This window comes from Streptomyces sp. NPDC019890 (genome assembly GCF_044903445.1).
Lineage (GTDB): Bacteria > Actinomycetota > Actinomycetes > Streptomycetales > Streptomycetaceae > Streptomyces.
On record NZ_JBJDQK010000002.1, the window covers coordinates 438,196 to 460,266 of the forward strand.

Genomic DNA, 22,071 nt, shown 5'->3' on the forward strand with positions numbered 1-22,071 from the left:
CTCCTCGCCCTACTGGGCCGCGGTGTGCGCGGAGAGATCGACTGTGATGCCGCTGGCGGCGGATTCCAGCACGGCTGCCGCCACTTCGACCGTACGAAGACCCTGGCGCAACGTACAGATGTCGTCGGACTTGCCGAGCACGGCGTCACGGAAGAGCTCGTGCTCGACCAGCAGCGGCTCGCGCTTCGGGATGGCGTAACGGATCATGTCGCCCTCGGCCACACCGCGGAACGCCTGCAGTGCCTCCCACTCGGTGGCCTGCGCTGCGTTCGAGTAGAAGGTCAGGTCGGCGGTGAGGGTGTCCGCGATGAAGCAGCCCTTCTCACCGGTGACCGAGGTGAAGCGCTCCTTGAGCGGGCTCAGCCAGTTGACCAGGTGGTTGACCATGGTGCCGTCGGAGAGCTGACCGACCGCGGAGACCATGTCCTCGTGCGGACGGCCGGACTTGGAGACCGTACGGGCCGAGATCGAGGTGTACGTCTGGCCGGTCACCCAGCCGGTGAGGTCGATGTCGTGGGTGGCGAGGTCCTTCACCACGCCGACATCGGCGATGCGGTGCGGGAAGGGGCCCTGGCGGCGGGTGACGACCTGGTACACGTCGCCGAGCTCACCGGCCTCCAGGCGCTGGCGCAGCGAGCGCAGCGCAGGGTTGCAGCGCTCGATGTGGCCGACGCCGGCGACCAGGCCGCGCGACTCGAAGGCCTCGACGAGGCGGCGGGCACCATCGACGGTGTCCGCGACCGGCTTCTCGACGAGCGCGCCGACACCGGCCTCGGCAAGCTTGAGGCCGACTTCCTCGTGCAGCGCGGTCGGGCAGGCCACCACCGCGTAGTCGATGCCGAGCGAGATCAGCTCCTCGACGGTGGAGAGCACGGGGGCGCCCTGCGCCCAGCCGTTCTTGTCCCCCATCGGGTCGACGACGGCGACGAGTTCGACACCATCCAGGCCGGTGAGCACGCGGGCGTGGTGGCGGCCCATCGAGCCGAGGCCGATGAGGCCGGCCCGCAGTCCCTGGGCGATGGTCACAGGTTCTCTCCAAGCTCGTTCACGGCGGCGACGATGCGCTCGAGGTCCTGGCCGGACAGCGAGGGGTGCACCGGGAGCGAGACGACCTCGGCGGCCGCACGCTCGGTCTCCGGCAGGTCCCAGTTGCGGCCGGCCTTCTGGTCCGGCTCCCAGTACGGCTTCAGCCGGTGGATCGGAGTCGGGTAGTACACAGCATTGCCGACGCCCGCCTCGGTGAGCTTCGCCATGGCGGCGTCGCGGTCCCCGCTGATCCGGATCGTGTACTGGTGGTAGATGTGGCGCGCACCCTCGGCGACCGTCGGGGTCGTGACGCTCGGCGCGGTGATGTGCTCGGTGAGGTACCCGGCGTTGGCGATGCGCTGCTCGGTCCAGCCGTTCAGCTTCGACAGCTGTACGCGGCCGACGGCGGCGGCGACGTCCGTCATACGCATGTTGGCGCCGACGATCTCGTTGGCGTACCGCTGCTCCATGCCCTGGTTGCGCAGCAGGCGCAGGGTGCGGGCGATCTCGGCGTCACCCGTGGAGATCATGCCGCCCTCGAGGGAGTGCATGTTCTTCGTCGGGTAGAAGCTGAAGGTGCCGCCGGAGCCGAACGCGCCGACCGGGGTGCCGTTCAGCGCAGCCGCGTGCGCCTGGCAGGCGTCCTCGACAACGGCCAGCTTGTGCTTGGCGGCGATGGGCATGAGCTTGTCCATCGCGGCGGGGTGGCCGTACAGGTGCACCGGCATGATCGCGGCGGTGCGCGGCGTGATGGCTGCCTCCACGGCCGCCGGGTCCAGGCCGAAGCTGCCGGGCTCGATGTCGGCGAAGACGACGTCGGCGCCGACGAGCCGGACGGCGTTCGCGGACGCGGCGAAGGAGAACGAAGGAACGATCACTTCGTCACCCGGGCCGATGCCCAAAGCCAGCAGAAGGAGGTGCAGCGCGGAGGTACCCGAGTTGACGGCCACGCAGTGGCGCCCCTCGACCAGCTCCGAGAAGCCCTCCTCGAATGCGGCCACCTCAGGGCCCTGTACGACCCTGCCGCTGCGCAGTACGCGTACTGCGGCCTCGATCTCTTCCTCACCGATGACCGGGCGGGCAGCGGGGATGGGCTGCTGGTTGCTGCTCGTCATGGACGTCCTCCTTGAACACCGCAAGAGCTCTTTGTGGCAGAGGTCAGGGGCGGAGCGGACGTCTCGCGAGGCCGCGCTGTACCCCTCCGGCGCAAAGCCAACGCCCTACCGAGGATCTGGGACCGGTCTTGTCCCGAACCGGGCCGGTCACCCACCGTAGTGTCCGGAACGGGGCCCTCACCCGGCAGCGACCGCCGTCACATTATCAGGGATTTCCTAGTCAATTTCGGGGCTGTTAACGGAGCAGTGCATCGATTCGGAGACAAAAACCGTGTCCCATCCCGCGGTCTGCGAGATGGGACACGGTCCGTTCACTGAGGGCTCATCAACTGTTCAGCTGTTCAGCCCTCGGTGGAGGCGGTCACCGCCGGCAGAGCCTGCTGCTCGGCCGCCGCTGTCTTCTTCGCACCGGCCTTCTTCGCGGTCGTCTTCTTCGCCGCGGTCTTCTTGGCTGCCGTCTTCTTGGTGGCGGCCTTCTTCGCGGTGGCCTTCTTGGCGGTCTTGCGGGCCGCCTTCTTGGCCGGGGCCGAAGCGTCGGCGTCCGGCTCGGCGCCGTCCGTCTGCGGCTCGGCCGCAGGCTCCGCCGTCGCGGGGACCACGACGACCGCTGCGTCCTCGGCACCCGAGGGCGAGCCGGCCGGGGCGGTGACCTTGCGGGTCACCCGGCGGCGCGCACGCGGCGGAACCGCGACAGGGGCCTCGTCGACGACCGGTGCCTGGGCAGGCGCCTCTTCGGCCTCAGCCTTCGGTTCGGCCTTCGCCTCGGTCTTGGCCTCGATGACGACCTCGGCCTCGGCGGCGGCCTTCGGCGCGCCGGCCGGGGCGGTCGCCTTGCGGGTGGCCCTGCGGCGGGTACGGCCCGTCGGGGCCGCCTCCTCCGCGGGTGCCTGCGCCTCGGCGGCCTGCGCCGGAACCTCGGCCGCGAGCTCGGTCCTGGGCTCTGCCGCGGCCTCCGTCCTGGCCTCTGCCTTGGCCTCGGTGACGATCTCCGCCTCGGCGGCCTTGGGGGCACCGGCCGGAGCCGACGCCTTACGGGTCGCCCGGCGGCGGCCACGACCACGCGTCGCTGCCGCCTCGGCCTCCGCGGGGCTGCTGTACAGCTCCTCGTCCGGCACGAACTCGGGCTCGGCGAACGGGACCGGCGCGGCCACCTCGGCGGCGAGCTCCGCCTCGGTCTCGGCCTCAGTGGCCTCGGCGGCCACCTCGTGCTCGTGGACGTGCTCCGCACCACCGCGGCCGCGCTTCTTGGAGCGCTTGCCGCCTCCGCCGCCGATGGAGGTCGGCTGCTCCATGTGCACGATCACGCCACGGCCGTTGCAGTGGACGCAGGTCTCGGAGAAGGACTCCAGCAGACCCTGGCCCACCCGCTTACGGGTCATCTGGACCAGGCCCAGCGAGGTGACCTCGGCGACCTGGTGCTTCGTACGGTCACGGCCCAGGCACTCGAGCAGTCGCCGCATGACCAGATCGCGGTTGGACTCCAGCACCATGTCGATGAAGTCGACGACGACGATGCCGCCGAGGTCGCGCAGCCGCAGCTGACGCACGATCTCCTCGGCCGCCTCCAGGTTGTTCCTGGTGACGGTCTCTTCGAGGTTGCCGCCCTGACCGGTGAACTTGCCGGTGTTGACGTCGATCACGACCATGGCTTCGGTCTTGTCGATCACCAGCGAACCGCCGCTCGGCAGCCAGACCTTGCGGTCCAGCGCCTTCATCAGCTGCTCGTCGATCCGGTAGGTCGCAAAGACGTCGACCTCGCTCGTCCACCGCTGCAGACGGTCGGCCAGGTCCGGCGCGACGTGCGCGACATAGCCGTGGATGGTCTCCCAGGCCTCGTCACCGCTGACGATGACCTTCGAGAAGTCCTCGTTGAAGATGTCGCGGACGACCCGGACGGTCATGTCCGGCTCACCGTAGAGCAGCGTCGGGGCGTTGCCGGTCTTGGCCTTCTTCTGGATGTCCTCCCACTGCGCCTGAAGGCGCTCGACATCGCGGCGCAGCTCGTCCTCGCTCGCGCCCTCCGCGGCGGTGCGGACGATGACGCCCGCGTCCTCGGGGACGATCTTCTTGAGGATGGTCTTCAGACGCGCACGCTCGGTGTCGGGCAGCTTGCGGCTGATGCCGGTCATCGAGCCCTCGGGCACGTACACCAGGTACCGGCCGGGCAGCGAGACCTGGCTGGTCAGGCGGGCGCCCTTGTGACCGATCGGGTCCTTCGTCACCTGGACGAGAACGGACTGGCCGGACTTGAGGGCGGCCTCGATGCGGCGCGGGCCGTTGGCCATGCCCAGGGCCTCGAAGTTGACCTCACCGGCGTACAGGACGGCGTTGCGGCCCTTGCCGATGTCGACGAACGCGGCCTCCATGGACGGCAGTACGTTCTGCACCTTGCCCAGGTAGACATTGCCGACGTACGAGGTCGCCTGCTCCTTGTTGACGTAGTGCTCGACGAGCACGTTGTCCTCGAGGACGCCGATCTGGGTCCGCTCACCGCTCTGGCGAACGATCATCTCCCGGTTGACCGCCTCGCGGCGGGCCAGGAACTCGGCCTCGGTGATGATCGGCACCCGGCGGCGGCCCTGCTCGCGGCCCTCGCGGCGGCGCTGCTTCTTCGCCTCCAGACGGGTCGAGCCCTTGATGGACTGCACCTCGTCGGACGGCTCGTCGCTCTTGGCGCGCGCGGGACGGGGCTCACGGACCTTGACGACCGTGCGCTCCGGGTCGGTCGCGGCCGTCTCGTCCTCGGCCACGGCCTCACCGCTGCGACGGCGGCGACGACGACGGCGACGGCTGCTGGAGGTGCCTGCGGCCGAGGGAGTCTCGGTCTCGCCGTGCTCCTCTTCCTCCGCGTCGTCCTCGTACTGCGCCTCCTCGGCAGCAACCTCGTCGGACTGCTCCTCCGAGGTCTCGTCGGCCTCGGCGGACTCGCCACGACGGCGGCGGCGGCCACCACGGCGACGACGGCGCGAGGGGCGGTCCTCGAACTCGTCCGACTCCTCGCCCTCGGCCGCCTCGGCGGCCTGCTCGGGCTCGGTCTCTGCCTCGGGCTGCGCCTGCGCGGCGGGCGCGGGGGCCTCGACCGGCTCGGCGGGCTCACCACGGCGGCGTCGGCGGCGACGGCCGGCGGGCTCGGGAGCGGCGGTCTCGGCGACCGGCTCGGCGGTCTCCTCGTCCTCCTCCGGCTCCGTCTCCACGGCTGCGGCGGCAGCAGCGGCGGCCGTCTCCGGGGTCTGGAACATCGGCTCGGTGAAGACCGGGGCCTGGAACACGGCCACGGCCGGCCGTGTGGCACGGCGGCCACGTCCGGGGCCCTCGCTCTTGGCGGCCTCTTCCGGCTGCGCGGTGAACTCGGGCGCGGCGGTGCGACGGCGCGCACGCCCCCGGGTCGCCGCCTTCTCGGCGGCCGCGACCTCGGCCTCGTCGGAGGTGATCTGCGCGACGGCGCCCGTGGGCAGGCCTTCGCCCGCCCCGGCGACGACGCCGTCCTCGTTGGTCTCTGCGGCCTCGACGGCCTGCGGGGCGCCGGCGGGCGCGGTGACCTTACGGGTGGCGCGACGGCGGGTACGGGGCGCGGGGGCCTCCTCCGCCTGCGGCTCCTCAGCGGTCTCGGCCGTCTCGGCGGCCTCGGGCGCACCGGCGGGGGCGGACGCACGGCGGCGCGCACGGCCACGCGGTGCGGGGGCCTCGGCCGCGGTCTCGTCCTCGGCGGCGACCTCGGCGGCAGCGGGCTCGGCGACCGGCTCGGGCGCGGTGACCTTACGGGTGGCACGGCGACGCGCTCGGGGCGCGGGGGCCTCCTCCGCCTGCGGCTCCTCAGCGGTCTCGGCCGTCTCGGCGGCTCCGGCGGCCTCGGGCGCACCGGCAGGCGCAGTCGCCTTACGGGTCGCACGGCGACGCGCACGCGGCGCGGGGGCCTCCTCCACCTGCGGCTCAGCGGCCTCAGCAGTCTGCGGCGATGCGGCATCGGCGGTCTCAGCAGCCTCGGGCGCACCGGCAGGCGCAGTCGCCTTACGAGTGGCCCGGCGACGCGCACGCGGCGCCGCAGCCTCCTCCACCTGCGGCTCAGCGGCCTCAGCAGTCTGCGGCGATGCGGCAGCGGTCTCGCCAACGGTGTCCGTGACGTCCGCGGTCACCTGGGACGCGGGCGTGGACGCCGCAGCGGTCGGCGGACCCGCGGGACGCGACGCGGCGCGGCGCCTGCGGCGAGGCGGCAGCGTGTCGCTGGGGGTGTTGTTCTCTTCGTTCTGGTTGTCCCCGGAAGTACCGGGTTCGTTCGGCTCGAGCATGCGGGCGGTTCTCCCGTCGCGCTCCCGGGCGCCACGCCTGATTCCGGTCCGGCCACGGCCCGCGTGATGTGCGCGGTGCCGCCGTCCGGGGCGCGGGCGCCGCACGGGAGCTGATGTATGGCTCGCCGGTTCCGTACGCGATGTACGCACGGCCTGGCGAAAGTCTTCTGTTCGGTGCGCGGCCCGACCCAGGTGGCTCCCGAGTGCCAGGGCTGCGCTACAACGACTGCCCTTACGCGGCGGGACCTTCGTGCGCCGTCGCGGTGGCTGTTCCGGCGGCCGTGGGTGGAGCGGCCGGAACTGCCTCGCGGTCGAGCGCGAGCGGGTCGGTCACCGTGCCGGACTCCTCGTCGAAGAGCCCCTGCGCCAGCCTGGTCACCGCTGCGGGGACCGGCGGCGCCAGGTCGGCCACAGCTCGGAGACCGGACAGGACGTCGTCGGGTCGCACGGCAGGTGTCACGTGCCGAACAACCAGCCGCAGTATCGCACAGGGCCCGTCCCCGGGCCTATTGATGAGCGCGGCGTCAGCCGCCCCGGTGGATCCGGGGCCCGCCTCGGCCTGCGCGGGAAGCGCCTGCAGGTCCGCCACGGCAGCGCGGGCGTCGAACGTCCGCATGCCGTTCTTCGTCTTGCGCTGGACCTCGACGGTCTCGGCGCCGAGGAAGGCGGATACGGCCGCCGAAGCGTCCTCGACGCCCACCCCGTCGAGCCGCAGCTCCCACACGGAGGCGGTGAGCCGGTCGGCGAGCCCGGACGTGCGGGCCTCGACGGCGTCGGTGATGTCGAGTCCGGTCGGCAGCGACTCGTCGAGCAGGAGCCGGAGCTTGTCCGGCTCCCGGTGCTCGGTGAGGGCGATCTCCAGATACTCGGCCTCGCTGCCCGTGCCGGTGGGTGCGGCATTGGCGTACGACACCTTCGGGTGCGGCGTGAAGCCCGCCGAGTACGCCATGGGCACCTCGGCACGGCGCAGCGCACGCTCGAAGGCGCGCTGGAAGTCACGGTGGCTGGTGAACCGGAGGCGGCCGCGCTTGGTGTAGCGCAGTCGAATGCGCTGCACCGCGGGTGCGGGCGGCGGGCCTTCGGGCTGTCGCTTGCCCAGTGGTTCTTCTCCTAGGTGCGGGGCGGGCGCGGGGGGCGCGCCGCCCTCGGACGTGCGGGTGCTCCCTGGGGGCCTGCCCGGCTCACCCCCGCTTGTGCAGGGAGATCTCTGGGTCGGCCGCCGCGCCGGGAACAGTCGTTGTACTACCCAGAGTACGCGCCTGCCGCACCCCCGGTTCCATGGGCTGACGAAGCCGGACGGGGTCGCGCCCGGCCGACCATATCGCCTCGCGAGCGGCCCGTACCGTGTCCCGGGCCGCCTGGAGCGCGCCCCGGACGGCCAGCCCCGCCTCGGCGGCGGCCTTCTTGGCGGGGCGCCAGATGGTGTCGCGCACCGCGTGCCCGACGGGGGTGCAGACACTCTGGTAGAACCAGCGCACCGGCCGTCCGACAACGTTCCAGGCGAACCATTTGATCGCCCTGCCGACGGCGCGCGAGATATATCCGGCGATGCGCCAGGCGACGCCGACGGCCGCGGCGATCTCGCGGCCGACGGGGGCGAGGATGTGCCGGTAGATCCACACCGCGGGCACCACGAGCCCGTACGTCACCACGGGCACCACCACATACCGCCACAGCGCCACCCACGGCCAGACGATCCCACGTCCGATCATGGTGAGCAGCCAGGCGAGCCCGTGGCCGAGTGGGGTCAGCAACTGCCGGTAGACCCATACCAGCGGCACCACCAGCCCGTACGTCACCACCGGCACCACCACATACCGCCACAGCGCCACCCACGGCCAGACGAACAGCGCCCTGCCCAGCCAGGCCAGCACCGCGGTGACGCCGTGGCCGAGCGGAGTGAGCAGCCGACGGTAGAGCCAGCCCGCGGGCGCGACGAGCAGATGCTCGACGAGCCATGCGATGCCATGTCCGAGCGGGGTCAGCAGCTGCCGGTAGACCCACACCAGTGGCACCACCAGCCCGTACGTCACCACCGGCACCACCACATACCGCCACAGCGCCACCCACGGCCAGACGAACAGCGCCTTGCCGATGAAGACGGCGAGCCAGGTCGTGGCGAGCCCGAGCGGAGTGAATACATTCTCGAACACCCAGGCCAGCGCCCGCCCCAGCGGCCGCAGCAGCACGCGCTCAGCGGCGCGGCCGCAGACAACGAGAAGATCCCAGACCATCCGCACGGGCACGACCACCAGCAGCACCACGATCCGCACGGGTATCCGGACGACTGTGGTCAGACAGCCGTCTCCGGGCTCGTAGTGCGCGGGCGCCTGGTGACTCCCGTATGTCTGGGGCGACTTCTCGGACTCCATGTCAGCCATGACGCATTACAGCCCCGTTCGGATCCAGTACCTGCGCTTTTCGCCGCGCTGGTCCTCCAGCACCCCGTCGTTCGCCTCGATCACCTTCCGCGAACCGACGTTGCCGGCATCGCAGGTGACAAGAAGGGATTCGATGCCGAGCGTGCGCGCGTACGGCAGACAGTCGCGCAGCATCGCGGTGGCGTGCCCGCGCCGCCGGGCGCTCGGGCGTACGGCATAGCCGACGTGCCCGCCCAACTCGTGCAGGAACGGGGTCAGCCGGTGGCGTATCGCGAGCCGCCCCAGATAGGTGTCGCCCTCGACGTACCAGAGATTGGTGTGCGGGACCCAGCCCTGAGGACGCGGGGTCTCCTCCAGCGATTCGGCGGCCAGCCGCGCGACGTACCCGGCGAAGGCGTCCGGACGGTGCCACGTGCCGCCGAACTCTTCGATCTCGTGCGCCAGCAGGGTGTTCGGATCGGCGCCCTCGGCGAGGAACTCCTTCGCCGCGACAAGAAAGAACTCGTGGACGCGGACGTCGGGCGCGATCAGCTGGCGCATCGCGCCATTGTGCCGGGGCCCGACAGGCCCCGGCCAGGCGGTTGTTACTTGACGACCGTCAGCGGCAGGAGCTTCTTGCCGGTCGGGCCGATCTGGATGTGCGTGTCCATCTGCGGACAGACACCGCAGTCGAAGCACGGCGTCCAGCGGCAGTCCTCGACCTCCGTCTCGTCGAGCGCGTCCTGCCAGTCCTCCCAGAGCCAGTCCTTGTCGAGACCGGAGTCGAGGTGGTCCCAGGGCAGGACCTCCTCGTACGTGCGCTCGCGCGTCGTGTACCAGTCGACGTCCACGCCGAAGTCCGGCAGCGTCTTCTCGGCGCAGGCCATCCAGCGGTCGTACGAGAAGTACTCGCGCCAGCCGTCGAAGCGGCCGCCGTCCTCGTACACCGCGCGGATCACCGCGCCGACGCGGCGGTCGCCGCGCGAGAGCAGGCCTTCGACGATGCCCGGCTTGCCGTCGTGGTAGCGGAAGCCGATCGAGCGGCCGTACTTCTTGTCGCCACGGATCTTGTCGCGCAGCTTTGCCAGACGCGCGTCCGTCTCCTCGGCCGAAAGCTGCGGGGCCCACTGGAAGGGCGTGTGCGGCTTCGGCACGAAGCCGCCGATGGAGACCGTGCAGCGGATGTCGTTCTGGCCGGAGACCTTGCGGCCCTCGGCGATGACGTTGACCGCCATGTCGCCGATCTGCAGCACGTCCTCGTCGGTCTCGGTCGGCAGGCCGCACATGAAGTACAGCTTCACCTGGCGCCAGCCGTTGCCGTACGCCGTCGAGACCGTACGGATCAGGTCCTCTTCGGAGACCATCTTGTTGATGACCTTGCGCATGCGCTCGGAGCCGCCCTCGGGGGCGAAGGTCAGACCCGAGCGGCGGCCGTTGCGCGTCAGTTCGTTGGCCAGGTCGACGTTGAAGGCGTCGACGCGGGTGGACGGGAGGGACAGGCCGATCTTGTCCTCCTCGTACCGGTCGGCCAGGCCCTTCGCGATGTCGCCGATCTCGCTGTGGTCCGCCGAGGACAACGACAGCAGGCCGACCTCCTCGAAGCCGGTCGCCTTGAGGCCCTTCTCGACCATGTCGCCGATACCGGTGATGCTTCGCTCCCGGACGGGGCGCGTGATCATGCCGGCCTGGCAGAAGCGGCAGCCGCGGGTGCAGCCGCGGAAGATCTCGACGGACATCCGCTCGTGGACGGTCTCGGCGAGCGGCACGAGCGGCTGCTTGGGGTACGGCCATTCGTCGAGGTCCATGACGGTGTGCTTGGACACGCGCCACGGGACGCCCGACTTGTTCGGTACGACGCGGCCGATGCGGCCGTCGGGCAGGTACTCGACGTCGTAGAAGGCCGGCACGTAGACATTGCCGGTCCTGGCGAGGCGGAAGAGGACCTCCTCGCGCCCGCCCGGGCGGCCCTCGGCCTTCCAGGCGCGGATGATCCCGGTCATGTCGAGCACGGCCTGCTCGCCGTCGCCGATGACGGCGCAGTCGATGAAGTCCGCGATCGGCTCGGGGTTGAAGGCGGCGTGGCCGCCCGCGAGCACGATCGGGTCGTCCAGGGTCCGGTCCTTGGACTCCAGCGGGATGCCCGCGAGGTCGAGGGCGGTGAGCATGTTGGTGTAGCCGAGTTCGGTGGAGAAGCTCAGCCCGAAGACGTCGAAGGCGCGGACGGGGCGGTGCGAGTCCACGGTGAACTGCGGGACCTTGTGCTCCCTCATCAGCTCTTCGAGGTCCGGCCAGACGCTGTACGTGCGCTCTGCGAGCACGCCCTCACGCTCGTTCAGCACCTCGTAGAGGATCATGACGCCCTGGTTGGGCAGTCCGACCTCGTACGCGTCGGGGTACATGAGCGCCCAGCGAACGTCGCATTCGTCCCACGGCTTCACAGTGGAGTTGAGTTCTCCGCCGACGTACTGGATCGGCTTCTGGACATGCGGGAGCAACGCCTCGAGCTGAGGAAAGACGGAGTCGGCAGGCATCTCGCGAACCTTCGTGAGCGGGCATGGGTGACCATCAAGGCTACCTTGACGTTCAGCCCGCCAGCGCCGCCCGAAGATCCGGATCCGCCGCCTTGCGCCAGACCTCGGGCAGCTCCCGCTCGCGCTCGGCCGCCTGCGCCTGCTCCTGTCCGTACAGGAGGCCCCAGGTGAACGCGCTCTCCCCCGCCGCATGGGCCTGGATGGCAAGATTCCGCAGGGCCTCGCGGGCCACCACGCTGTCCTGGTGGTCGCCGAGGACCGTCTGCACGGCCTTCATCCGTTTGGCGAACTTCTTGGCCACCTTGCCGAGCGCGGGCGTGGCCGCCTCGCCCGCGTACCTGGCGCGCTTGGCGGCCTTGCGGGCGTCGTGCATGGCGAGGTCCCGTGCTTCTCCGGCCGGGAGCTCCAGGGCGTGGTCGACCCGGGTGGCCAGCCGGTCGTAGTCCTTGAGGACCGCCTTGGGGATGATCCGGGCGGCCGCGCCGCGCGCCGCCTTGAGCAGCGGCGGGTCGGCGAGCAGGGCGTCCAGGGAGTCGAGGAGGGTGAGGTAGCGCTTGCTGTCGAGCACGGCGACGGCCCGGCGCCGCGAGCCCGAGCCGTGGGCGACGGTCCAGATGCGCAGCCGCCCGCGCACCGGGCCGAGCAGCAGGGGCCGGGGCATGGCGTCGATCCGGGACTTCAGCCGCTCGGTGAGCACCTCCTGGTCGCGGGCGACGCCCAGCTCCGCGGCGAGCCACTTGAGCTCTTCGCCGATCGGGTCGGTGACGGCGCGGTCGATGATCTTGCGGTACGAACGGAACGCGCTGCGCAGCCGTCTGGTGGCGACCCGCATCTGGTGGACGGAGTCGGGAAGGTCGCGGCGCACGGCGGGGTCGTAGGCGAGCAGGGCGTCGCGCTGTTCCCGCAGGTAGGCGAGGATGTGCGCGCCCGCGGTCCCTGGCGCCGGCGCGGCTGTGGCGGTCCCTGGGGCCGGCTCGGCGGTCCTCGGAGGCTGCTCGGCGGCTGGGCCCTCGCTCTTCGCGCGCTTGCCCGCCTTGGGCGCGGTCTCCGTCAGCGCCCTGGCCAGTTTCGACGGTGACTCGGCCGGCTTCACGCCTGCCTTGCGGAGCTTTTTGTCGACCGCGTCCAGAAAGGCCGGATCTCCGTCGTCGGCGAGCTCGACCTCGATTTCGTCCCAGGCCGCGGTACGGCCACCGTCGGTGAGGCGCTCGGCGCGGACCGAGTCGCGGCTCAGCTCGGCGAGCAGCTTGCCGTCGGCATCGACCAGGTGGCGGATGTCCCGGGAGGACAGAAGTCGCACCACGGGGGCGAGTTCGGCGTCGCGTGTGCGGGCCCGGACCAGGCTCGCGAGCGTGCGCGGGATCTCCTCGGACAGCGGCGCGGTGATCTCGTCCCGTACACCGGGCGCGACGGGCAGTTTGAGGTGCCAGCCCGCATCGTCGCCGCCGGTTCTGCGGCGCAGGGTGATGGAGGAGCCGGCGAGGCGCAGGCCGGCCGTGTCGTAATAGACGGCGTCGAGCTCGGCGACGCCTTTGTCGACAACGGCCGACACCCCGGGCACCCGGGTCAGATCCGGCAGCCGGGTCTCGGGAGTGGCTTCGTATTTCCGCTCGATCTCGCGCTTCGTATCCGCCATGAACCGAATCTAGTTGCCCGGGAGCCTCGGTGGCAGCCTCAACTGTTCACCCGGGGCGGGTTTCGGAAGTCCCGGCCGCGGGGCAGGCGGGACTTCCACGGCACGCGCTATGCCGTTATCGGCCGCTGCACACGGATCGACTGGAGCAGCCCGACCGCGATCCAGACCGCGAACATGGACGTGCCTCCGTACGACACGAACGGCAGCGGCAGACCGGCCACCGGCATGATGCCGAGCGTCATCCCGATGTTCTCGAAGGACTGGAAGGCGAACCAGGCGATGATCCCCGCGGCGACGATCGTGCCGTAGAGCTCGGTCGTCTCGCGTGCGATGCGGCAGGCGCGCCACAGCACCACGCCGAGCAGCAGCAGGATCAGGCCGGCCCCCAGGAAGCCGAGTTCCTCGCCGGCGACCGTGAAGACGAAGTCCGTCTGCTGTTCGGGGACGAACTGGCCCGTCGTCTGGGAGCCCTTGAACAGGCCGGTGCCGGTCAGTCCGCCGGAGCCGATCGCGATCCGCGCCTGGTTGGTGTTGTAGCCGACACCCGCCGGGTCGAGCTCAGGGTTGGCGAACGCCGCGAAGCGGTTGATCTGGTACTCGTCGAGCAGTCCGAGCGCGGTGACCAGCACCGCGCCGATGACTGCGGCCCCGATCAGCCCGAGGATCCAGCGGTTGGAGGCGCCGGAGGCGAGCAGCACCCCGAGCACGATGACCGCCATCACCATCACCGAGCCGAGGTCCGGCATCAGCATGACGATGGCCATGGGCAGGACGGCGAGCCCCAGGGACTTGGCGACGGTCCGGTGGTCCGGATGGGCCAGGTCGCCCGCGTCGACCCGCGCGGCCAGCATCATCGCCATCCCCAGAATGATCGTGATCTTCACGAACTCCGAGGGCTGCAGGGAGAATCCGCCGCCGATCACGATCCAGGCGTGCGCGCCGTTGATGGTCGCGCCGAGCGGTGTGAGCACCAGCAGCACGAGCACCACGGACAGGCCGTAGAGCACGGGGACCGCGCCGCGCAGGGTGCGGTGCCCGAGCCAGATCGTGCCGATCATCAGGGCGAACCCGATGCCGGTGTTGAGCACATGGCGGAACAGGAAGTAGTACGGGTCGCCCTGGTTGAGCGTCTCGCGGTTCCGGGTCGCCGACCACACCAGCAGCGAGCCCACGAAGGAGAGCGCGATCGCGGAGAACAGCAGCGGCCAGTCGAGCCTGCGCACCACGGAGTCGCGGGCGGAGAGCTGGGACCACAGGCCACCGCGCTTGGGCCCGTAGCCGGAGACGGAGAAGCCACTCGTGCCGGCCATGGCTCAGTCCCTCCGCGCGGGCGGTCCCGCGAGCTGCTGGTTCTCGTCCGGGGGCGGCTCTTCCGCCGGCTCGTACGGCTTGATCTCCGGGGCCTCGATGGAGCCGTCCTGCTGGATCTTCGGCAGGGACTTCTGCGGCGCGGGCAGCAGGGCCCTCTTCAGGTCCTGGCCGCCCTCCTCGTCGAGTCCGTACATCGCCTCGTAGATCTTGCGCACGGCGGGACCCGAGGCACCGGAGCCCGTACCGCCCTGGGCGATCGTCATGATGATCGTGTAGTCGGGGGTGTACGAGACGAACCAGGAGGTCGTCTGCTTGCCGTAGACCTCCGCCGTGCCCGTCTTGGCGTGCATCGGGATCTTGTCCTGCGGCCAGCCGCCGAAGCGCCAGGCGGCCGATCCGCGAGTGGTGACTCCCGCGAGGGCTTTGTCTATCTGGTCCCGCGTCCTGGCGTCCATCGGCAGTCTGCCGTGCGACTTCGGCTTGATCTCCTGGACGCTCCTGCCGTCCGCGCTGATGACGGCCTTGCCGATGGTGGGGTTGTAGAGCGTGCCGCCGTTGGCGATGGCGGCGTAGATCGTGGCCATCTGGATCGGGGTGACAAGGGTGTCGCCCTGGCCGATGGAGTAGTTGACGGAGTCACCGGCGCGCATCCGGTTGCCCTCGAGGCAGTTCTCGTACGCGATCCTCTCCACGTAGTCGCCGTTCTTCTTGCCCTGCCTGCACCAGCCGTCCTTGTTGGCCTCCCAGAAATTCTGCTTCCACTGGCGGTCCGGGACGCGGCCCCTGACCTCGTTGGGGAGGTCGATGCCGGTCTCCTTGCCGAGGCCGAACTGGTGGGCGGTCTTGTAGAACCAGTCGTTGGTGCGCTTCTTGGGCTTGGTGCCGCCGTCCTTCTGCCACTCGCGGTGGGCGATGCCGTAGAAGACGGTGTCGCAGGAGACCTCCAGGGCCTTGCCGAGGTCGATGCTGCCGTAGCCCTTCGACTCGAAGTTCTTGAAGACCTGGCCGCCGACGGAGTACGAGCTGGGGCAGGGGTAGTCGCCGTCGAACGGGTAGCCGGCGTTGACCGCGGCGGTCGACGAGATCACCTTGAAGATCGAGCCGGGGGCCGCCTGGCCCTGGATCGCTCGGTTCAGCAGCGGATAGTTGGAGTCCTTGCCGGTGAGCTTGGCGTAGTCCTTGCCGGAGATGCCGCCGACCCAGGAGTTGGGGTCGTACGTCGGCTGGGAGGCCATCGAGATGATCCGGCCGGTCTTGTTCTCCATCACCACGACGGCACCGGCGTCGGCCTTGTAGTTCTCGTCGGTGTTCTTGTCGAACTCCTGGCGGGCGGTCTTCATCGCCTTGTTGAGCTCGTACTCCGCGACGCCCTGGACGCGCGCGTCGATCGAGGTGACGAGGTTCGCGCCGGGCTGGGCCTCGTCCTTGGCGGCCTGGCCGATGACCCGGCCGAGGTTGTCGACCTCGTAGCGGGTCACTCCGGCCTTGCCGCGCAGCTCCTTGTCGTAGGTGCGCTCGATGCCCGAGCGGCCGACCTGGTCGGAGCGCAGGAACGGCGAGTCGGTGTCCTTGGCCTGGGTGATCTCCTCGTCCGTGACGGGCGAGAGATAGCCGAGGACCTGCGCGGTGTTGGTCTTGCCGGGCGCGGTGTAGCGGCGTACGGCAGTGGGCTCGGCGGTGATGCCGGGGAAGTCCTCGGCGCGCTCCCGGATCTGCAGGGCCTGCTGGGTGGTGGCCTCGTCGGTGACCGGGATGGGCTGGTACGGCGAGCCGTTCCAGCAGGGCTGCGGGGTCTTGGCGTCGCAGAGCCTGACCTTGTCCATGACGTCCTTCGGCTTCATGCCGAGGACGCCCGCGAGCCTGGTGAGGACGCCCTTGCCGTCGTCCTTCATCTTCAGCAGCTCGGTGCGGGACGCGGAGACGACGAGGCGGGTCTCGTTGTCGGCGAGGGGGATGCCGCGTGCGTCGAGGATCGAGCCGCGGACGGCGGGCTGGACGACCTGCTGGACGTGGTTGCTCTTGGCCTCGTCGGTGTACTCCTGGCCGTTGCGGATCTGGAGGTACCACAGACGTCCGCCGAGGGTGAACAGGAGGGAGAAGACCAGTACCTGGATGACGACAAGCCGGATCTGGACCCGGGGGGTCCGCCCGGTCTCCGGAATATTGCTCACGCTGCTGCCCCCTCGATCACAGTCGCTTGACTCCCTTGATGCGACCGGCCCGTGCCGCCCGCGTCCTGGCGGCCTTGCCGCGCAGTCCGCCGCGCTGGTTGCCGATGCGCAGTCCGGTGCCGGACGGACGCCAGCCGCTGGTGACGTCCCCGCCGCCGCTGTTCTGGCTCTCGGCGAGCGGATCGTTCTCGGCGCGTCTGGCGAGCGCCATGATCACCGGCACGGTGAAGGGCGCAAGCAGCAGGTCGTAGACGGCGGCGGTGAACAGCAGGCTGCCCAGGCCCACATGGCGGGCCGCGGTGTCGCCGACGAGGGCGCCCACACTCGCGTACAGCAGCGTCGATCCGACGGCCGCGGCGACGACCACGACCATCGGTCCGGTGGCCGACCTGAGCTGGCCGTTGTCGGGGCGCACCAGGCCCGCGAGGTAGCCGATCACACAGAGCACGAGGGCATAGCGTCCGGCGGCATGGTCGGCGGGCGGGGCGAGGTCGGCGAGCAGTCCCGCGCCGAAGCCGATGAAGGCGCCGGCCATGTGCCCGTACACGAAGGCGAGTCCGAGGACGACGAGCAGCAGCAGGTCGGGGACGGCGCCGGGGAGCTGGAGGCGGGCGAGGACGGAGACCTGGACGACGAGGGCGACCACGACGAGCGTCGTGGAGAGCAGCATCCGGTTGAAACGCATGACGGATCAGCTCCTACCGCTCGTCGTTCTGGTCGGCCGCGTTGACGTCGCCCTGGGTCTCGTCGCCGGGTGACGGGGTGACCGTCACCGTGACCGTCGGCGTGGGCTTGGGGGCAGCCGGCTTGGGCGGCAGCACCGTGTCACGTGGATCGGACCGGGGGGCCAGGACGACCACGCCGACGATGTCGAGCTTGGTGAAGCCGACGAACGGGCGGACGTAGATGTTCCGGGTGAGGTCGCCGCCGGAGGGGTCGACGCGTACGACCTCACCGACCGGGACGCCGGGCACGAACGGCTTGTCGGCCTGGGAGCCGAAGGTGACGAGCCGGTCGCCCTTCTTGACCTTGGCCTTTCCGTTGAGCAGCTGGACCAGCAGCGGCCGGTCGCCCTGGCCGGTGGCGAAGCCCAGTTCGTCGGTCTTCTCCATCCGGGTGCCGACCGTGAACTTCGGGTCGTTGGCGAGCAGTACGGTCGCGGTCTCGGGGCCGACCGTGGTGACCCGGCCGACGAGCCCGTCGCCGTTGAGTACGGTCATGTCGCGCTTGATGCCGTCGTTCGCGCCGACGTCGATGGTCACGGTCCAGGAGAAGCCCTGGGCCGCTCCTATGGCGATGACCTCGGCGCCCTTGATGCCGTACTGGCCCGCGCCGGCCTTCTTGAGCATGTTGTCGAGCTCATTGGCCCGACTGCGGTTACGGTCGTCGCTGCCGAGCCGCTGCTTCAGCGCGGCGTTCTCCTGCTCCAGTTCGCTGATGCGGTCATGACGCTTGCCGGAGTCACGTACGGCCCCGATCGCGTTGCCGATCGGGTCGATCGCTGTCGCGACGCCGTTCTCGACGGGTCCGAAGACCGTGGCGGCGGCCTGCCGGGCGCCGTCGACCGGTGAATCCTCGCCACCGCGGATATCCACCGTGATCAGAGCGAACGCGATGGCGATCAGCAGCACCAGGAGCAGCCGGCTCTCTCGTGTGTCCCTCACGTGCGACGGCCGTGCCTTCCTCGTAGGAATGTTGAGGTCTGTATATCAACGATCCGCTGTACGGGTTGGCAGGCACCCGTACCGGGGTCCCCCCACGCCCACCAGGGGCGCAGGGGGAGGATCGTGCCGATCCCCGAGCTCCGCTAGCGGCGGGGCTGGGCGTCCAGTACCTGCTGGAGCGCCTCGAACTCCTCCACACACTTTCCGGATCCGAGGGCCACCGAGTCCAGTGGATCCTCGGCGATATGGATGGGCATGCCGGTCTCGCGGCGCAGCCGCTCGTCGAGGCCGCGCAGCAGGGCGCCACCGCCGGTGAGGACGATGCCGCGGTCCATGACGTCGCCTGAGAGCTCCGGCGGGCACTTGTCGAGCGTGGTCTTGACGGCGTCGACGATCGCGTTGACCGGTTCCTCGATCGCCTTGCGGACCTCGGCCGCCGAGATGACCACGGTCTTCGGCAGACCGGAGACGAGGTCACGGCCGCGGATCTCGGTGTGCTCGTCCTTGTCCATGTCGTACGCGGAACCGATGGTGATCTTGATGCTCTCGGCGGTCCGCTCGCCGAGCAGGAGCGAGTACTCCTTCTTGATGTGCTGGATGATCGCGTTGTCCAGCTCGTCGCCGGCGACGCGGATGGACTGTGCTGTGACGATTCCGCCGAGCGAGATCACGGCGACTTCGGTGGTGCCGCCGCCGATGTCGACGACCATATTGCCGGTGGCTTCATGGACCGGGAGTCCGGAGCCGATGGCCGCGGCCATGGGCTCCTCGATGATGTGCACCTGGCGGGCGCCCGCCTGCGTCGACGCCTCGATGACCGCGCGGCGCTCGACACCCGTGATGCCCGAGGGCACACAGACGACGACACGCGGACGGGCGAGATACCGGCGCTTGTGGATCTTCAGGATGAAGTAGCGGAGCATCCGTTCGGTGATCTCGAAGTCGGCGATGACGCCGTCCTTCAGCGGCCGGACGGCAACGATGTTGCCCGGTGTCCGGCCGATCATCTTCTTCGCCTCGGCGCCGACCGCGAGAATGCCGCCCGTGTTGGTGTTGATGGCGACGACGGACGGCTCGTTGAGGACGATCCCCCGGCCCCTGACGTACACCAGCGTGTTGGCGGTCCCGAGGTCGACAGCCATGTCACGGCCGATGAACGACATGTTGTTCCCCATGAGGATGCGTCTGGCCTTCCCAAATCGAGCGTTGATGGCTTTTTAGGATGGCGAGGTGGGTGCTGTGGCGTGGAGGCTTCATCGTAGTGCCGCCTGCACGGACACCGCGCGGTGAGTCCACCTCTTAATAGGTGACGAGGTGTCGGAGCGATGCGTTCCCGCAAAGAGCTCATGTACACCGCAGGGCGACCGAAATTCCATCGGTCGCCCCAGGTGGAGAGCTCTGTATGGCTGACGGCCAATCAGGAAAGTCCGGGGAAGAAAATCTTGAGTTCCCGAATGGCGGACTCCTCGGAGTCCGAGGCGTGGATGAGGTTCTCCCGCACGATGGTGCCGAAGTCCCCGCGGATGGAGCCGGGCGCGGCAGCGATCGGGTCGGTCGGGCCGGCAAGCGCGCGCAGGCCCTCGATGACCCGCTCACCCTCGACGACGAGCGCGACGACCGGGCCGGAGGCCATGAACTCGACCAGCGGCTCGTAGAAAGGCTTGCCCTTGTGCTCGCCGTAGTGCTGCTCCAGGATCTCCTGATCGAGGGTGCGCAGCTCCAGCGCGCTGATGGTCCAGCCGGCCTTGGCTTCGATACGGCCGATGATCTCGCCGATCAGGCCGCGGCGTACGGCGTCGGGCTTGAGCAGGACGAGCGTGCGCTGGCTCACGGTGGGGGCTCCTTAAAAAACGGATGTGCGGAAGTCCGAGGCTACCGGTGCGTCTGCCGGGTCCGAGCCCCGGACCCTGCTCCTCGAACGGGGTCTGTGGGCTGCCCCCGGTGGCAGGGCGGGGGGCAGCCGCGCGCAGCCGCCCGCGCCTCCGGCTCAGCCCGCCTGGGCCGCCCACTTCGCCTTCGCCTCGTCGATCTTGCGGCCGTAGCGGATCGACGCCCACCACAGGCCCGCGAAGACCGCGCCCAGGAAGAACATCGTCGGCACCACGAAGCCGCCGGCGATCAGCCCGATCTGGAGCGCCCAGCCGAGCTGCACCCCGCCGGGACGGCCGATCATCCCGCACAGCAGCAGCGAGAGCAGCATCCCGATGCCGCTGACCGTCCAGACCGTGGCCACCGACAGGTCGTCGGACTTCATGGCCACGAGTCCGGCGAAACCGATCACGAAGAACTCGCCGATCAGGGTCGAAGCACAGAGCGTACGCATCGGATGTCAGCCCTTTCCCAGGAGCAGCCGGGCCTCGCCGACCGTGATCACGGAGCCGGTCACCAGCACACCCGCGCCCGCGAACTCCGACTCCTCCTCGGCGAGCGTGATCGCCGCCTCCAGCGCGTCGTCGAGACGCGGCTCGACGACCACCCGATCGTCGCCGAAGACCTCGACCGCGACCGAAGCCAGCTCGTCCGCGTCCATCGCGCGATGGCTGGAGTTCTGCGTGACAACGACCTCCGCGAAGATCGGCTCGAAGGCTTCGAGGAGCGCCTTCACATCCTTGTCGTCGCTCGCACCGACCACGCCGATGAGGCGCGAGAAGCCGAACGACTCGGTGACCCCGTCGGCGCACGCGCGGGCGCCCGCCGGGTTGTGCGCGGCGTCCAGGACGACCGTCGGGCTGCGGCGTACGACCTCCAGACGGCCCGGCGACGTCACCGCGGCGAACGCCTTGCGGACCGTGTCCAGGTCCAGCGTGCGGGCGTGCTCGGAGCCGATGCCGAAGAACGCCTCGACCGCCGCGAGTGCCACCGCGGCGTTGTGCGCCTGGTGCGCCCCGTACAGCGGGAGGAAGATCTCGCCGTACTCCCCGCCGAGTCCGCGCAGGGTCACCAGCTGGCCGCCGACGGCGACTTCCCGGGAGACCACGCCGAACTCCATGCCTTCACGGGCGACCGTGGCGTCGACCTCGACGGCCTTCTTCAGCATCACCTGCGCGGCGTCCACCGGCTGCTGCGCCAGGATGACCGTCGCGTCCTGCTTGACGATCCCCGCCTTCTCGACGGCGATCTCGGCGGGAGTGCCGCCGAGCCGGTCCGTGTGGTCCAGATCGATGGGCGTGACGACGGCGACCGACCCGTCGATGACGTTCGTCGCGTCCCAGCTGCCGCCCATGCCGACCTCGACGACCGCCACGTCCACGGGCGCGTCGGCGAAGGCGGCGTACGCCATGCCCGTGAGCACCTCGAAGAAGGACAGCCGGAACTCCTGGGCCGCGTCGACCATCTCGACGTACGGCCTGATGTCGTTGTACGTCTCGATGAAGCGCTCGGCCTCGATGGGGGCGCCGTCCAGGCTGATCCGCTCGGTGACCGACTGCACGTGCGGCGAGGTGTACCGCCCGGTGCGCAGGTCGAAGGCGGCGAGCAGGGCCTCGATCATGCGGGCTGTGGACGTCTTGCCGTTCGTCCCCGTGATGTGGATCGAGGGGTACGCACGCTGGGGCTCGCCCAGCACGTCCATCAGCGCCGAGATGCGGGCGACCGAGGGCTCCAGCTTGGTCTCGCCCCAGCGCGTCGCCAGGTCTGCCTCGACCTCGCGCAGCGACTTGTCCACCTCCGGGTCTGCGGGCCGGGCGGGCACGGGGTCGCCCCCCGGCAACCCGGCCTGTGCGCGCAGGGTACGGCTGCCGGCCTCGATCACCGCCAGATCGGGGTCACGGTCGGTCTCGGAGTCGACGATCTCGTCGAATGGGTCGGGCTGCTCACTCACGCGGTCCAGTCTACGGAGGAGCACTGACAGGATGTTCGCCCCGCCCCGTTCGGCGCTGTCGGCATCCGGACGCCGGACATACGAGAGGCCCCGGGTTTCCCCAGGGCCTCTCACGTACTGCCTCACGCGTGCCGACTCACACGCACCGGCT

General features: G+C 70.1%; 16 protein-coding genes. All 16 read right to left on the minus strand.

Going from position 1 to position 22,071, the window contains the following annotated elements:
• Positions 1-9: 9 nt before the first annotated feature.
• Entirely contained in the window at positions 10-978 is a 969-nt protein-coding gene (locus ACI2LP_RS06400; protein ID WP_404723749.1) for a Gfo/Idh/MocA family protein, read from the minus strand.
• Positions 979-1,022: 44 nt separating this feature from the next.
• Positions 1,023-2,141: a DegT/DnrJ/EryC1/StrS family aminotransferase gene (locus ACI2LP_RS06405; protein WP_404723400.1), complete on the minus strand. Its 1,119-nt coding sequence runs from the start codon at positions 2,139-2,141 to the stop codon at positions 1,023-1,025.
• Between the two features lie 341 nt (positions 2,142-2,482).
• The gene (locus tag ACI2LP_RS06410) at positions 2,483-6,427 is read right to left on the minus strand and encodes a ribonuclease E/G (RefSeq protein WP_404723401.1); all 3,945 of its coding nucleotides are present in this window, start codon (positions 6,425-6,427) and stop codon (positions 2,483-2,485) included.
• Between the two features lie 232 nt (positions 6,428-6,659).
• Positions 6,660-7,484, minus strand: a complete 825-nt coding sequence (locus tag ACI2LP_RS06415; protein WP_404723402.1) for a TIGR03936 family radical SAM-associated protein — start codon at positions 7,482-7,484, stop codon at positions 6,660-6,662.
• Positions 7,485-7,608: 124 nt separating this feature from the next.
• A complete protein-coding gene (locus ACI2LP_RS06420; RefSeq protein WP_404723403.1) occupies positions 7,609-8,808 on the minus strand; it encodes a hypothetical protein in 1,200 nt (399 codons plus the stop codon).
• A 6-nt stretch (positions 8,809-8,814) separates the two neighbouring features.
• Positions 8,815-9,348, minus strand: a complete 534-nt coding sequence (locus tag ACI2LP_RS06425) for a GNAT family N-acetyltransferase (protein ID WP_404723404.1) — start codon at positions 9,346-9,348, stop codon at positions 8,815-8,817.
• 44 nt (positions 9,349-9,392) lie between these two features.
• Complete coding sequence (locus ACI2LP_RS06430) at positions 9,393-11,318, minus strand: TIGR03960 family B12-binding radical SAM protein (RefSeq protein WP_404723405.1); 1,926 nt, start codon at positions 11,316-11,318, stop codon at positions 9,393-9,395.
• Positions 11,319-11,370: 52 nt separating this feature from the next.
• Entirely contained in the window at positions 11,371-12,954 is a 1,584-nt protein-coding gene (locus ACI2LP_RS06435; RefSeq protein WP_404723406.1) for a CHAD domain-containing protein, read from the minus strand.
• 107 nt (positions 12,955-13,061) lie between these two features.
• Positions 13,062-14,264: a rod shape-determining protein RodA gene (gene rodA, locus ACI2LP_RS06440; RefSeq protein ID WP_404723407.1), complete on the minus strand. Its 1,203-nt coding sequence runs from the start codon at positions 14,262-14,264 to the stop codon at positions 13,062-13,064.
• Between the two features lie 3 nt (positions 14,265-14,267).
• Positions 14,268-16,436, minus strand: a complete 2,169-nt coding sequence (gene mrdA, locus ACI2LP_RS06445) for a penicillin-binding protein 2 (protein WP_404723408.1) — start codon at positions 16,434-16,436, stop codon at positions 14,268-14,270.
• 16 nt (positions 16,437-16,452) lie between these two features.
• Positions 16,453-17,121: a rod shape-determining protein MreD gene (mreD, locus tag ACI2LP_RS06450; protein ID WP_404723409.1), complete on the minus strand. Its 669-nt coding sequence runs from the start codon at positions 17,119-17,121 to the stop codon at positions 16,453-16,455.
• A gap of 13 nt (positions 17,122-17,134) precedes the next feature.
• Entirely contained in the window at positions 17,135-18,100 is a 966-nt protein-coding gene (gene mreC, locus ACI2LP_RS06455; RefSeq protein ID WP_404723410.1) for a rod shape-determining protein MreC, read from the minus strand.
• 143 nt (positions 18,101-18,243) lie between these two features.
• On the minus strand, positions 18,244-19,263 hold the full coding sequence (locus ACI2LP_RS06460; RefSeq protein ID WP_020610253.1) for a rod shape-determining protein: 1,020 nt from the start codon (positions 19,261-19,263) through the stop codon (positions 18,244-18,246).
• Between the two features lie 254 nt (positions 19,264-19,517).
• A complete protein-coding gene (ndk, locus tag ACI2LP_RS06465; protein ID WP_360880945.1) occupies positions 19,518-19,931 on the minus strand; it encodes a nucleoside-diphosphate kinase in 414 nt (137 codons plus the stop codon).
• A 156-nt stretch (positions 19,932-20,087) separates the two neighbouring features.
• Positions 20,088-20,423, minus strand: a complete 336-nt coding sequence (locus ACI2LP_RS06470) for a DUF4233 domain-containing protein (RefSeq protein WP_404723411.1) — start codon at positions 20,421-20,423, stop codon at positions 20,088-20,090.
• A gap of 6 nt (positions 20,424-20,429) precedes the next feature.
• A complete protein-coding gene (locus ACI2LP_RS06475; RefSeq protein WP_404723412.1) occupies positions 20,430-21,920 on the minus strand; it encodes a bifunctional folylpolyglutamate synthase/dihydrofolate synthase in 1,491 nt (496 codons plus the stop codon).
• Positions 21,921-22,071: the final 151 nt, after the last annotated feature.

Excerpts from the sequence above, each read along its gene's own strand:
- ACI2LP_RS06435 (WP_404723406.1), bottom strand. The coding sequence starts at position 12,954 with ATGGCGGATACGAAGCGCGAGATCGAGCGGAAATACGAAGCCACTCCC.
- rodA (WP_404723407.1), bottom strand. The coding sequence starts at position 14,264 with ATGGCCGGCACGAGTGGCTTCTCCGTCTCCGGCTACGGGCCCAAGCGC.
- ACI2LP_RS06460 (WP_020610253.1), bottom strand. The coding sequence starts at position 19,263 with ATGTCGTTCATCGGCCGTGACATGGCTGTCGACCTCGGGACCGCCAAC.
- mreD (WP_404723409.1), bottom strand. The coding sequence starts at position 17,121 with ATGCGTTTCAACCGGATGCTGCTCTCCACGACGCTCGTCGTGGTCGCC.
- ACI2LP_RS06410 (WP_404723401.1), bottom strand. The coding sequence starts at position 6,427 with ATGCTCGAGCCGAACGAACCCGGTACTTCCGGGGACAACCAGAACGAA.
- ACI2LP_RS06430 (WP_404723405.1), bottom strand. The coding sequence starts at position 11,318 with ATGCCTGCCGACTCCGTCTTTCCTCAGCTCGAGGCGTTGCTCCCGCAT.
- ACI2LP_RS06405 (WP_404723400.1), bottom strand. The coding sequence starts at position 2,141 with ATGACGAGCAGCAACCAGCAGCCCATCCCCGCTGCCCGCCCGGTCATC.
- ACI2LP_RS06470 (WP_404723411.1), bottom strand. The coding sequence starts at position 20,423 with ATGCGTACGCTCTGTGCTTCGACCCTGATCGGCGAGTTCTTCGTGATC.
- ACI2LP_RS06425 (WP_404723404.1), bottom strand. The coding sequence starts at position 9,348 with ATGCGCCAGCTGATCGCGCCCGACGTCCGCGTCCACGAGTTCTTTCTT.
- ACI2LP_RS06400 (WP_404723749.1), bottom strand. The coding sequence starts at position 978 with ATGGGCCGCCACCACGCCCGCGTGCTCACCGGCCTGGATGGTGTCGAA.
- ACI2LP_RS06420 (WP_404723403.1), bottom strand. The coding sequence starts at position 8,808 with ATGGCTGACATGGAGTCCGAGAAGTCGCCCCAGACATACGGGAGTCAC.